The 12,263-nt window shown below is 54.3% G+C and carries 11 protein-coding genes; 6 read left to right on the top strand and 5 right to left on the bottom strand.

Features of this window, described 5'->3' with window-relative positions:
* Window positions 1-19 precede the first annotated feature (19 nt).
* The 4 genes from ACYVJQ_RS14875 to ACYVJQ_RS14860 all read left to right on the top strand — a co-directional run bounded on the left by ACYVJQ_RS14875 (window position 20) and on the right by ACYVJQ_RS14860 (window position 3,985).
* A complete protein-coding gene (locus tag ACYVJQ_RS14875; RefSeq protein WP_460893897.1) occupies window positions 20-430 on the top strand; it encodes a response regulator in 411 nt (136 codons plus the stop codon).
* A gap of 536 nt (window positions 431-966) precedes the next feature.
* A complete protein-coding gene (locus ACYVJQ_RS14870) occupies window positions 967-1,935 on the top strand; it encodes a hypothetical protein (protein WP_460893896.1) in 969 nt (322 codons plus the stop codon).
* A gap of 271 nt (window positions 1,936-2,206) precedes the next feature.
* Window positions 2,207-2,785, top strand: coding sequence for a uracil-DNA glycosylase family protein (locus ACYVJQ_RS14865; protein WP_460893895.1), 579 nt, complete (start codon window positions 2,207-2,209; stop codon window positions 2,783-2,785).
* Window positions 2,786-2,836: 51 nt separating this feature from the next.
* Complete coding sequence (locus tag ACYVJQ_RS14860; protein WP_460893894.1) at window positions 2,837-3,985, top strand: pyridoxal phosphate-dependent aminotransferase; 1,149 nt, start codon at window positions 2,837-2,839, stop codon at window positions 3,983-3,985.
* A gap of 792 nt (window positions 3,986-4,777) precedes the next feature.
* Here the strand turns inward: ACYVJQ_RS14860 and ACYVJQ_RS14855 are convergent.
* Complete coding sequence (locus tag ACYVJQ_RS14855) at window positions 4,778-5,317, bottom strand: 5' nucleotidase, NT5C type (RefSeq protein WP_460893893.1); 540 nt, start codon at window positions 5,315-5,317, stop codon at window positions 4,778-4,780.
* Between the two features lie 111 nt (window positions 5,318-5,428).
* On the opposite strand from ACYVJQ_RS14855, the gene ACYVJQ_RS14850 reads away from it, so the two are divergent.
* Complete coding sequence (locus ACYVJQ_RS14850) at window positions 5,429-6,202, top strand: amidohydrolase (protein WP_460893892.1); 774 nt, start codon at window positions 5,429-5,431, stop codon at window positions 6,200-6,202.
* Between the two features lie 139 nt (window positions 6,203-6,341).
* On the opposite strand, the gene ACYVJQ_RS14845 is transcribed toward ACYVJQ_RS14850, so the two are convergent.
* Together ACYVJQ_RS14845 and ACYVJQ_RS14840 are read right to left on the bottom strand one after the other, a co-directional pair.
* Entirely contained in the window at window positions 6,342-6,764 is a 423-nt protein-coding gene (locus ACYVJQ_RS14845) for a hypothetical protein (RefSeq protein WP_460893891.1), read from the bottom strand.
* Window position 6,765: 1 nt separating this feature from the next.
* Entirely contained in the window at window positions 6,766-9,003 is a 2,238-nt protein-coding gene (locus tag ACYVJQ_RS14840; RefSeq protein ID WP_460893890.1) for a T9SS type A sorting domain-containing protein, read from the bottom strand.
* Window positions 9,004-9,041: 38 nt separating this feature from the next.
* Between ACYVJQ_RS14840 and ACYVJQ_RS14835 the strand changes: the two genes are divergently transcribed.
* A complete protein-coding gene (locus tag ACYVJQ_RS14835) occupies window positions 9,042-10,328 on the top strand; it encodes a UDP-N-acetylmuramoyl-tripeptide--D-alanyl-D-alanine ligase (RefSeq protein WP_460893889.1) in 1,287 nt (428 codons plus the stop codon).
* Window positions 10,329-10,441: 113 nt separating this feature from the next.
* On the opposite strand, the gene rfbC is transcribed toward ACYVJQ_RS14835, so the two are convergent.
* The gene (gene rfbC / locus ACYVJQ_RS14830) at window positions 10,442-10,984 is read right to left on the bottom strand and encodes a dTDP-4-dehydrorhamnose 3,5-epimerase (RefSeq protein WP_460893888.1); all 543 of its coding nucleotides are present in this window, start codon (window positions 10,982-10,984) and stop codon (window positions 10,442-10,444) included.
* A gap of 88 nt (window positions 10,985-11,072) precedes the next feature.
* Window positions 11,073-12,197, bottom strand: a complete 1,125-nt coding sequence (locus ACYVJQ_RS14825; RefSeq protein ID WP_460893887.1) for a glycosyltransferase family 4 protein — start codon at window positions 12,195-12,197, stop codon at window positions 11,073-11,075.
* Between the last annotated feature and the right edge of the window lie 66 nt (window positions 12,198-12,263).

The raw sequence follows: 12,263 nt of genomic DNA, 5'->3' as shown, positions 1-12,263 counted from the left end.
CCCTGTCTATATTTGCTTTATGAAAAGGTTAAACCTGATATTATTGGTAGATGATGATGAAACCACCAATTACTTAAACAAGCGGCTTTTAACCCGTATGGACATGGCAGACCGCATTGAGGTGGCCGCCAACGGCGAGGAAGCCCTGCAGTTTCTCAAGAACGCCATTACCCAGAAAGAGCCTTTGCCGGAACTCATGTTCTTGGATATCAAAATGCCGGTCATGGACGGGTTTGAGTTTCTGGACCAATATCACCAACTACCCCAGGAGGCCCAAAAATGCATGGTGGTCATGATGCTCACCTCCTCAGCCAGCTTCTATGACCTGGAACGGCTCAAGAAGTACCAGGCCGTGCAACGCCATATCTCCAAACCCCTGGAAGAGGCGCACGTGCGGGAAATCATGGAAGATAACTTTCACATAGACTAATACGGGGTATTTAAAAACAACCCCATAAAAGACACCTGTGAAAAGGGAGGCCCGTTTTATGCAGGCCTCCCTTTTTATTTAGGCGCGGGGAAGGCAAGATGGTCTTTTATGATAAAGCGGGCCCTGTTCTGGGCGGCTGCTTTTACAGCCCGCGCCTAACACAATTAACGGTTGGGCAACACCATAGAGGCCGTTGCCTCCTGGCTTACGGGAAAGCTCGGCCCCAGAGAAGTGACGGGTTTCGCCTGACCGTGCGCAAACCCAGATATCACCAGAAAAAACAGCAAGAAAACGCCCAACAAAGGTAGATACCGTTTCATAAGACAAAGCAGAAAGAGTGGTTTCCTCCCTTTACTATTTTGCCGGTGAAAGGTTATGGGGTCCTGGCGTTTTAGGCCCGTTTTTCTAAAAACGCCCCCAAACCAGCATCGCTGCCGCGGCCATTAGCTTAACCCTCTGCGGGTACCCTCGTACATATTCTGGCGGACTTTGAGAAAACAGGGTCCAGAAACAAGACCAACTAACTTGACAGAACTATGCAAGATACACCAAGAAACACGTTCTCTCCAGACCAGCATGGTGACGCAGGGAACCACCAGAAAGGACGGGAATTATATAACCGCGATCAGCAACGCCATACGCAGAACTCCTCCCTGCAACACGGCCAGGATGCCCACTGGGATGCCGGCAACCAGTTCCATACTGGGTACAGCCACCAGACGCGCAGCCATTTCCCCGAAGACAGCCATCAACGCACCACCAACGCAGACCGCGGCGGCAGTCTACACCAGCAGCAGTACGGTAACCAGGAGCATAGCTCCTACCGCAACTCCCAGAACCTGAGTCAGGGAAACAGCCGCAGCACCCAGGGGCGGCCCGCTTTTGAGCACGGCAACAGCCATTTTGCCCCCTATGGTGATGCCCGGGAGACCTACACCTCTAGCCAGCGGAGCTACGGACAGGGCCAAGGTAACGTGCACCCAGAAAACAGAATCAGTGAGCAGCGCCGCCGCGATGACTCCAATGAGAACTATTACCAGGGCGGCTACATGGCCTCCCGCGGAGACCACAGGGATCCGCCTCTGCCAGAGCGCAACCCCTATAATGACTACCCAGGCGGCCGCAGCCGTTACAAAGACGATGACTACCGCTACGGCAGTGGCCACCACACCTGGTACCAGGAGCAGCGCTATACCGCAGATGACGGCCGCGTGATGGACCGGGACAAAGGCAGCATTATCAATGACATGGGCGAAGGGCTGCGCGAAGCCTGGCATGACGTGTCGCACGGGGTCACCAACCTGTGGAACCGAAACACGCCAGACCGCCATCATCCAGAGCAGCATAGATCAGAGCACCACCGCACTGAGGACAACCGGCATAGATATGAGTACCGCTCTGCCCATGACCGAGGCCTTGAAAGAGGCCCTCGGTGGTCTGATGAGACAGACAACGGCGATGATTCCTTTTTCTACGGCAGCGGCAACAGCCCCCGTTATTACTAACCAGTAAACCAAAACCGTATGAAACCCATCATCATAGCCATTGTGCTCACCAGCGTAGCCGCCTCCTGGCTGCTATTGAAGGCCTTTCCGCAGGATGAGGTCTCTGCTGACGGATATTTAGACGAATAAAGGCGTTTCGCGTCTTACCTTTTGGAGAAGCCGGCCCACCCATGGACCGGCTTCTTTCTTTTCTTTTGGGTCTATTCCCGTTTCTGGCCCGTTTCCCCGAAATTTGCCCTAAACCAGAATCTCTTTTCTTTCCTGATTCCTTATGCTGGAAGAACTTCTCACCCAGATACGGGCCTGTCAACTCTGCACCGCCCATTTACCCCACGGCCCTCGGCCGGTGGTGCGCGCCTCTGCTACATCCCGGCTTCTGGTAGTGGGCCAGGCGCCGGGTTCCAAAGTGCATGCTTCCGGGGTTCCCTGGGATGACCAGAGCGGCAAACGGCTACGGCAATGGCTGGGCCTCAGCCCTGATCAATTCTATGACGAGGCGCATGTGGCCATTGTGCCCATGGGCTTCTGCTACCCCGGCACCGGAAAGTCCGGGGACCTACCGCCCCGCCCTGAGTGCGCCGCCCACTGGCACCCGCAACTGTTGCCCCGCCTGCCCCAGGTGCAGCTTACCCTGCTGATAGGCAACTATGCGCAGAAGGCGTTTCTGGGTTCCAGGGCCAAACCTACCCTCACCCAGACCGTGGAGGCCTGGCAGGAATATTTACCGCAGTACCTGCCCTTGCCCCATCCCTCGCCCCGCAACATTGCCTGGTTTAAGCGCCACCCTTGGTTTGAGCGCGAGGTAGTGCCTACCCTGCAGCAAATAGTACAATCAACCTTGCCCCGCTAACTTGCCCCGAGCTGTTTTTTGCCTATTTTCACAAAAACAGGCTTAAAACGCATGAGCTTCTCCTTGCAAAGTAAACTACCCCGCGTGGGCACTACCATATTCAGTACCATGAGCCAGCTGGCGCAGCAGCACGGCGCTATCAACCTTTCCCAGGGCTTCCCAGATTTCAACTGCCCTCAGGAACTGATGGACCTGGTCACTCAAGCCATGCACGCGGGCCACAACCAATATGCCCCCAGCCCAGGCCTGCCGCTGCTCCGCCAGAAAATAAGCGAGAAAACCCAGTTGCTTTACGGGCACCTGCCCCACCCAGACACAGAGATAACCGTCACCTCCGGCGCTACGGAAGCCCTATTCGCCGCCATTGCCGCCGTGGTACACCCCGGTGATGAAGTGCTGGTGCTGGAGCCCTGCTATGATTCCTATGTGCCGGCCATTGAGCTGAGCGGCGGCGTGCCGGTTTTTGTCCCTCTGCGCTTCCCAGATTATAGCATAGACTGGCAGCAGGTAGAAGACAAGCTCACGGAGAAAACCCGCCTCCTTATCATTAACTCACCACACAACCCCAGCGGTGCCGTTTTGCAGCCCCAGGATCTGGCAGCCCTCACCCGCCTTACCCAGAAATTCCCGTTTCTGATTCTCAGCGACGAGGTCTACGAACACATGGTCTTTGAAGGGCAGCCGCACCTGAGCCTGCTCACCGTTCCGGCCCTGGCCCAGCGCGCCTTCTTGGTATCCTCCTTCGGGAAGACCTACCACACCACCGGCTGGAAAGTAGGTTACTGTATTGCCCCGCCCGCCCTTACCGCTGAGTTCAGGAAAGTGCACCAATACCTCACCTTCAGTACCGCCACGCCCTTCCAACACGCCTTGGCCACCTTCCTGGACAACCAGGAGCACTACCGCACCCTGCCCCAGTTCTACCAACAGAAGCGCGACCTGTTCACCCAACTGCTACAGCCCTCCAAATTTGAGCTGCTCCCTTGCCCCGGCACCTATTTCCAGCTGGCCCGCTACTCCCAGATCTCAAACGCCCCAGACGTAGAATTCTCCCAATGGCTCACCAAAGAAGCCGGCGTAGCGGTAATCCCCGTCTCCGTCTTCCACCACGACGGCCTTGACCACCGCGTCATTCGGTTCTGCTTCGCGAAAAAGGAAGAGACTCTGCGCGCGGCGGCTGAGAGATTGTGCAAGTTGTAATTGTAGAGTTCTGAGTCTTGGGTGCAGGAGGTGTTACAGGCCAGTTATCAAGGAACAGGCCACTAGCAGCTTGAAACACGGACAGGTCAAGCCCTGTCCCTACACCTCCTTGCCTTATTATCTTACCGCGAGGGACAGCCATTGGCATAGACCCTCGTAGGAGCTGCGCATAGTACGAGGTCTTTGGAGCCAAAGCAGTTCAGCCAGAAAGCAAACAGGCTTCCCCTCCGCCCGGAGGGCGATGCCGGCCTTGCAACGGAACCATCAGCAATAGGCTTATCTGCCCTGAACCTTGCGGAGGGCCGCCACGCGTAGCCCGAAGCATGGAGAGGGGTAAGCAGTGGCTGATCAAGTGGCAGTGTCGTAAGCTCCCTACGCAGCAGAAGGCCTTTGCCCGGTGGTACCAAGGTGAAGTCCCGCCTGTCTGAGCGGCAGCGAGTTCGGGGCTTCTTGATTCTTTTGGTTACTTTTCTCATCAAGGAGAAAAGTAACGAACGCGGGCAGACCGCCACTTCCGCCCGGAGGCTTGGCAGGAAAGGGAGTGGACAGTAACGGCTTAAAATCGAATAGATAGGAAGGGAATGCTCTATAGCAAATCGAAAAGGCATTCTTGGTCGTTGCCTCCTGAACACCAACAACGGCGAACAACGATTCTATACTTATTACTCAGCAGGCGTCCATCATCCCCTACCCCTTCAAAGGGGGACGAAATGCGTGAGTTTCACACTCAGTGCTGAAGACTTCTGTTTTAAGCCCATTTTCCCAAAAATAGACCCAAAACAAAAATCTCTCCTACAAAAGCTTCTCCGCTACTTCCTGCCACGTACTCACCCGCTCAAACTCCACCAAATTCACATTATGCGGCGAAGTGAACAGCAGCTTACGCTCCCCAGAGAAAGTACGCAGGTTCTTGGGCCGGTCATCAATCATGATATCAGCACCAATGATGCTTTTGTCGCCGCAGAGCACGTAGTTTTTCCAGCTGATGAAGGGGAAATGGTCCTGGAGCCAGTCAAACTTATCAATGAGCGAGTTCCGGAACTCCATGCCCGCGCTCACAATAAAGACCTCGTATTTTTCGGTGAGCGCTTTGATCACTTCCTGGCTTCCCGGAATCACGGTAAGGTCCCGGAAGAAGCCCTCGGCGTTAATGTACTCCCACACTTTATGGGAGTGCTCCTGGGGTACGGCCTCAAAAATCTCTTTCCCGTGCAGGGCTTCCAGCTTCAGGTCCAGCGCGAAGTCTTGGTTGTACAGGTTGATGAATTTCTCAATGGGGTCAGCCATGACCTCATCCATATCTATGGCAATCTTTTTCTTTTGAATCTCCATGCAGGGTATTGGGTGTAATGAGAAGTAACGCTATATTTAGCGTACCAGAGAGCGGCAAGTTACCGGTTCTAGGTAAAAAATAGTCCTATTTGTTGATTCTACTTCCCTTACATGTCTGACCTGCACGTTTCCCTTATCCAAGCGGACCTTCACTGGCATAACCCTGTTGCCAACCGAGCCATGTTCCAGCACAAGATGGAACAACTGCCTTTCACAGATTTGATTGTTCTCCCGGAGATGTTCACCACCGGGTTCAGCATGGATGCCGCCCACCTAGCCGAACGGATGGACGGGGATTCTGTGGCCTGGATGGCGCAAATGGCCTTTCGGTTTAATACGGTAGTGACCGGAAGCCTTATTATTGAGGAGAACGGCCGGTACTTTAACCGCCTCATCTGGATGCGCCCAGACGGCACGTTTGCCCACTATGACAAACGCCATCTCTTTAGAATGGCCGGTGAGACCGAGGTGTACACCCCCGGCAAGAAACGGCTGATAGTGGAGTTGAAAGGCTGGCGCATCTGCCCCATGATCTGCTATGACCTGCGGTTCCCGGTGTGGTCCAGAAACACGCCAATCAATTATGATGTGCTACTGTACGTGGCCAGCTGGCCTAACAAACGGCGCCTGGCCTGGCAAACGCTGCTCCGGGCCCGGGCCATTGAAAACCTGGCGTACTGCGTGGGCGTGAACCGCGTAGGCATTGATGACCGCGGCCACTCATACGCCGGTGACACCGCCGCCTACAACCTGCTGGGCGAGGAACTGGTGCACCACCAGTATGATGAAGCCGTGAGTACCGTCACCCTTTCCCATGACCACCTGCAGGAAACTCGCCACCACCTCCCGTGGCACCTGGACGCCGACGCGTTTTTCCTGAGCTAAAAAACCGACAGGAAAGCCTCAAATGAGATTTTCCTTGGTGCCAATAACAGATCTGCCCTAATTCCTTGCGCCTTGTAGATGGCGTATAGGATTAGGGCAGGTCTGTTTTTTATATCAGAATAGATTCTCTGGCTATAATTCACTCAGAAATGTTCTGGTCTGTTTTGAGGCTGTTTTCCAGAAAACGGGCCAGAAACGGCTGCCAGTCGTTTTCCTGGGTGCTGTGGTGAAAAGCAATGGCCGGCCGGGCCCTGAAGATGGAGGCTATCTGGGGTTGTTCCCCTTCCAGGCAAACCGCTCCCGCAGCCCCTTTCCGAAGAATACCTTCCACCAAGCCGGTAACTGGGCCAAGCGGCTGTTTTGAGCCTGTTTTTAGAAAAAGAGCACAAAAGCGTGCTTCCTGCAATAGTTTCTGGGCATACCCTAGCAAAGCGGGGGCAGAAGCGGCGTCTACATCCAGGGTCACCACCAAGGGGAAATGTTCCTTTACCCAAGCCACCACCGGCTGCTGGTAGGTGAAGGAGGCTCCTTCGAAAAGGTCTATTACCACTACCGCTACCATGTTAATGCCGCACTATAAGTTTGCGGCTGGTCACTTGGCCGTCTGCCCAAAGCACGCGCAAGAGGTACACACCAGACGGCAGGCCCTGCGTGGAAATGGAATGGGCCGTGTTTGCCTTGGTAAGTCCTTGGCCCACCTGGACGCCCATAAGGTTAAGTAAGGTATAAGAGGCTGCTTTACCGGTTATTAATTGCGTGGTTGCCTGGGCAGGGTTAGGGTAAAGTTGCAGGGCTTCCGGGGCCAGCGAAGGATTCTCCTCTATGCCTAAGGGTTCGGTGATGGCTCTCAGGAAACGGATGCCGCCGGCCAGTGTTCCTACCAAGACTTCGGGCAGCTGGGAGCCGTCATTGGCTAAATCAGCAGCCGTTAGCACCATTCCCGCCCCAAACGTAGCCTTGGCATATTCCTGCCGAAGGGGTTGCCAAAGCACATTCTCCTCTAACGGGAAGGTACCAGTCAAATGCGTTTTAAAAGCCGGGTAAACCCGAAGTTGCCCGCTGTCATCCGTGGTGAGCAGGTCTGGTTGTCCGCCGCGGTTCAGGTCGGCTACAGTTACCTGCAGGCGACGCCTTTCCACGTTGGGACTAATTCCGCCCAGGGCCTCAGAGGCCAGCACCCAGGTGGGCGCGGTGCTGGTGCCGGTGTTACGGTAGTAGGTTAAGGCCCCCGAAGATTTTCCAATCAGCACGTCCAGGGTTCCGTCTCCATCAAGGTCATGGAGGTAAGGCGCATCGCCTTTGAAGAGCAACAGCCCCGGTACCGGCACCGCCTGGGCCAATGAGAACTGCGCCGATTGCCCGGCAGCGGCTTGGTTGAGCAGGTACTTGAATTCTACGGCAGCGGTACTTGGGTTATAGGCACTCCAGGCTATGTCTATTTTACCATCAGCATTAATATCCAGCAGTTGCGGCTTAAGTGATTGCAGGTTGAGGGCAGAAAAGCCAAGGTAATCTGTGTCTAGGGTTTCAAATAGGGCCTGTTGGGTAGTGCCTTTGTTTTGCCACAGGGTCAGGGAGGCGGCGTAACGGCCATTCTCCAGGGCCGCGGTATTGCCCACCAGCAGATCCAGCGCGGTGTTGCCCGTTAAATCTCCCAGCGCCGGGGCAGCCCCTTCCCCAACCTCCAGCATCTGTTGTTGCAGGAATGGCTGCCTGGTATTCTGGAAACGGGGCTTTGCGGCGGTTCCCGTGTTGGCATACACCCACACCGAGTTCTTCAGGTCTACGTTCTGGTGCGAGTTGCTGGTCATGTTGGGCGCTACCACCAGATCCGGAAGTCCGTCAAAAGTAACATCCAGGTAATAGGCCGCCGGAAAGACGCTGAACTGCTTGCCCGCAATGTCTGGCCCGAAGTTATAGCCGGCGCTGGTGATCTTTGGTTGCTGGTTGGTACCGGTGTTGAGGAGGCTGGCTAAATCTGGGCAATCGTCATGGCCGCTGAGCAGGTCCAAAACGCCGTCTTCGTTTAAATCCAGGGGCAGCACACTAGAGCCTCCAATATGGTGGATTGACGGGCACTCGGTGCCAAAGGCATAGCTGTTACAGGTGCCTATGCAGCGGCTCACCTGTCCCCACCAGGAACTGGCGCGGGTGAGCTTGAACGTACCGCAAGGCAGCCCCTGCTCCACTTGGTCGTTCCGGAAATACTCCAGCTTGGCGCCGCCAGACCATTCCCAGGCCAGAATATCCAGGTCACCGTCGCCGTCCAGGTCCATGATGGCAGGCAGGTCCTCAGAGCCAATGACCAGGTTGGCGTTAGCGTCATACAGTAGCACTGGGTGGGTAAGGTTAAAGGTCAGGCCTGAACTGGTGGTGGAGGTATTCTTATACACGGCCACGCCCTGGCTGGAGACGGTAAAAATGTCTGGCTTGCCGTCACAGTTGAAATCTCGCAGCAGGGCAAAATACCGTAGTTCTTTGGGGAACGCCTCTGCGTATTGCGGTGCCGGTTGGTAGCCCCAGGCCTCATTGGTACGCACGGCCAGAAAGGTAGAAACCTTCTGGGAACTTCGGTCAAAGACGAAAAGATCCAGTTGCCCGTCCTGGTTCAGGTCAATAGAGGAGAACTGCGGACTGTTCATGCCTCCCGCCCAGGCCAGCGGCAAGGCGTTGCCCTGGGCGGTCTGCACCACCGGCCCGGCAGCTTCCTGCAACCGGATGGGGGTTTGGCTAAGCGCAGATTGCCCCTGGCCCAGTACCCAACATAAAGAAAAGGCTAGTACCTTTAATGCACGATTCATTTATTTGTAGCACGTAACGTGAGAAAGCAAGTTAAGCTATGGCGCAGCAACTAGAGCAAATTTACCAAAAATACCTGGAGTGCCGGAAAGTAAGCACAGATTCCCGGGCCCCACAAGACAATACGCTTTTTTTCGCCCTGGATGGGCCTAACTTCAAAGGCAGCCAGTTTGCGCAGGCCGCCCTGGACAAAGGCGCCCGTTATGCCGTGGTACAGGACCAAAGCATCACCGGCCCTAATATCATCCTGGTGGAAGACTCGCTCAAAGCCCTGCAGGAGCTGGCTTTGCACCACCGGCTGCAGCTGAGCATCCCAATTATTGGCATCACTGGCTCCAACGGCAAAACCACCACTAAAGAATTGATCAATGCCGTGCTTAGCCAGAAGTTCAACGTGCTCTGCACGAAGGGCAACCTGAACAACCACATTGGGGTACCGCTTACTCTGTTGAGCATCCAACCCGAGCATGAGTTGGCCATCATAGAGATGGGCGCCAACCACCCCGGCGACATTGCCGAACTCTGCTCTTATGCCCTGCCCACCCACGGCCTCATCACCAACATTGGCAAGGCGCATTTAGAAGGCTTCGGGAGCCTGGAAGGCGTAGCCCGCACCAAAAGCGAGCTCTACCTGCACCTGGACAAAGCCAACGGTATCGTCTTCGTGAATACCTCTAACGACCATCTCATGCGCATGGTACGCCGGCTGGCTAATAAAGTCACCTATTACAACGAGCAGGATGATTACCACGCCACCCTGCTGCAGGCCGCCCCACAGGTAATTTACCGTGCCGCCAATGGCGAAGAAGTGCATACCCACCTGATGGGTTCCTATAACTTTGAGAACATGATGGCGGCCGCCTGCATTGGTCAGTTCTTTGGGGTGCCGCATGAAAAGATAAATGCCGCCATTGCCAGCTATGCGCCTACCAATAACCGCTCCCAGATAGTAAAGAAAGACACCAACACTATCCTTCTGGATGCCTACAACGCCAACCCCAGCTCCATGGCTTTATCCGTGGCCAGTTTCGCAGAGATGGCCGGTGAGCCCAAAGTGGTCATTCTGGGCGACATGCTGGAACTAGGCCAGGAGAGCGAAGCCGAGCATAGGCTATTAGGCGAGCAACTGAACCGCCAGAACTTCAGCCAGGTGTTTATCTGCGGCAAGGAGATGCGCTACGCCGCTGAGGTGAACCCCGACTTCTTTTACTTCGCAGAGAAAAGCGCCCTGATGCAATGGCTAACGGACCACCCTATTAGAAACAGCAACGTGCTCATCAAAGGGTCCCGCGGCATTGGTCTGGAGACCATAGTAGATTTGCTTTAATTCTGTTTTGGGCCTGTTTTTGGAAAAACAGGCCCAAAACAGAATTACATATAAAAAGAGAAGCCTCTGCCATATGGCAGAGGCTTCTCTTTTTATATGTAATTACTTCTCCTTTAGAACGGCGACTCAAAATTGGCCAGCGTAGGGAGAATCTCATCCTTATCTGAAATCAACGGGTTTTCCACGCCCCAGTCAATCCCTAAGGCCGGGTCATTCCAAAGCAGACCTCCTTCAGATTCTTTGTGGTAATAATTGCTGCACTTGTATTGGAAAACGGTTCCTTCCTCCAGAGCCACAAAGCCATGGGCAAACCCAATAGGCACAAACAATTGGTTATGCTTTTCAGCATCCAATAAACAAGTCAAATGCTGGCCATAGGTAGGGGATTCTGTGCGTAAATCCACAATCACATCCAGAGCCTTGCCCACTACCACGCTCACCAACTTTGCCTGCGCAAAAGGTGGTCTCTGAAAATGAAGACCGCGTAACACTCCCTTCTTGGAAATGGATTTGTTGTCTTGCACAAATACGTCCTGCACGCCCGCTTCCGCAAACAATTTGGCACTGAAGGTTTCCAGGAAAGCCCCCCGGTCATCGGCAAACACGCGCGGTGTGATCTCAACTACCCCCTCTATGGGGAATTTCTTTATCTCCATGTATTTTATATTGAGTGATTGAAGGATTGAATGAATGTGAGAAGGACAGAAACCACCTCCACATTTTCACCCCTTCAAATTTTCAAATTTACTTTCTAGCCACTTTTCCGGTAGCTCCCTCTATGGCCGCAAAGTAGCGATCTATCACGTATTTTTCGTCAAATTTCTCCTCTGCTAAGCGGCGGCTGTTCTGTCCCATGGTCTGTAGGTTTTCTTCTGAAAGCAGGTACATCTGCTCCATCTTAGCGGCCAGGTCGGTACCGTTGCGTACGTCGCAGAGGTAGCCGTTGTAGCCATCTATTACGGTTTCTTTACAGCCAGGTACGTTGGTGGTCACTATGGGTTTGCCTAAGGCAGCGGCTTCCAGTAGGGTACGTGGGGTGCCCTCACGGTAAGAAGGCAATACCACGCAGTCGGCGCGGTGCATGACGCCGGCCACGTCATCAGAAGTGCCCAGGTATTCCAACCATCCCTCGTTGGCCCATTGCTCCACCTGGGTGCGCTTAATGCCTATGTTGCCTTCCTCATCAATGCCGCCCAGCAGCTGCACCCGTACCTGGGGATATTTGGCTTTCAATATTTTACTGGCCTCCACGTATTCCACCAGCCCTTTTTCATACAGGGCCCGGGAAACCATCAAAAACACAAAGGGATCCTGCCGTTTAAATTCGGCCGCCGGCTGAAACCGGGAAGTGTCAATACCGGAGCCGGGCAGCACCTCTGTGATAGATTCACGCACCAGTTTGCGTTCCAGGAACAGGGCTTTGTCATCGTTGTTCTGGAAAAACACCTTGGCCGGAAACTGGAAAGAGAAACGGTAAAGCGCCATGGCCACCTTTGAAACCAGATTCTCCACAATGAAGACCGTGCCTAAGCCAGACACGTTGTTAATGGTGGGAATACCCGCCAATTTAGCGGCTATGGAACCGTATATATTGGGTTTGATGGTGTACTGCAGAATTACATCGGGCTTTACAGCTTTGTAGGCCTTCAGAAACTTGCCCACCAGCAGCAGGTCTTTGACGGGGTTGGTGCCTTTGCTTTCCATAGGCAAATCCACGAACCGGCAGCCGGCCGCTACCAACTTAGCCGAATAGGCGTCCTCGGGGGCAATGGCCACCACCTCATGCCCCGCCGCCAGCAAGGCTTTCACCAGACTGAGCCGGAAATTAAAGATGTTCCAGGACTTATTGATAACTATGGCAATGCGCATGGCGGGAAAATAAAAGACAAAGATAAGAGCAGATTCGGCAGTTAACCCTTCAAACCCGTAGAATCT

Source organism: Rufibacter soli (assembly GCF_054781795.1).
Note: the sequence above shows the minus strand (reverse complement) of the source record. Positions and strands in the feature narration are given on the sequence as shown.

Coding starts and splice junctions, on each gene's coding strand:
- ACYVJQ_RS14860 (WP_460893894.1), top strand. CDS start 2,837: ATGAGCTTCTCCTTGCAAAGTAAACTACCCCGCGTGGGCACTACCATA.
- ACYVJQ_RS14875 (WP_460893897.1), top strand. CDS start 20: ATGAAAAGGTTAAACCTGATATTATTGGTAGATGATGATGAAACCACC.
- rfbC (WP_460893888.1), bottom strand. CDS start 10,984: ATGGAGATAAAGAAATTCCCCATAGAGGGGGTAGTTGAGATCACACCG.
- ACYVJQ_RS14835 (WP_460893889.1), top strand. CDS start 9,042: ATGGCGCAGCAACTAGAGCAAATTTACCAAAAATACCTGGAGTGCCGG.
- ACYVJQ_RS14855 (WP_460893893.1), bottom strand. CDS start 5,317: ATGGAGATTCAAAAGAAAAAGATTGCCATAGATATGGATGAGGTCATG.
- ACYVJQ_RS14840 (WP_460893890.1), bottom strand. CDS start 9,003: ATGAATCGTGCATTAAAGGTACTAGCCTTTTCTTTATGTTGGGTACTG.
- ACYVJQ_RS14870 (WP_460893896.1), top strand. CDS start 967: ATGCAAGATACACCAAGAAACACGTTCTCTCCAGACCAGCATGGTGAC.
- ACYVJQ_RS14825 (WP_460893887.1), bottom strand. CDS start 12,197: ATGCGCATTGCCATAGTTATCAATAAGTCCTGGAACATCTTTAATTTC.
- ACYVJQ_RS14850 (WP_460893892.1), top strand. CDS start 5,429: ATGTCTGACCTGCACGTTTCCCTTATCCAAGCGGACCTTCACTGGCAT.
- ACYVJQ_RS14845 (WP_460893891.1), bottom strand. CDS start 6,764: ATGGTAGCGGTAGTGGTAATAGACCTTTTCGAAGGAGCCTCCTTCACC.
- ACYVJQ_RS14865 (WP_460893895.1), top strand. CDS start 2,207: ATGCTGGAAGAACTTCTCACCCAGATACGGGCCTGTCAACTCTGCACC.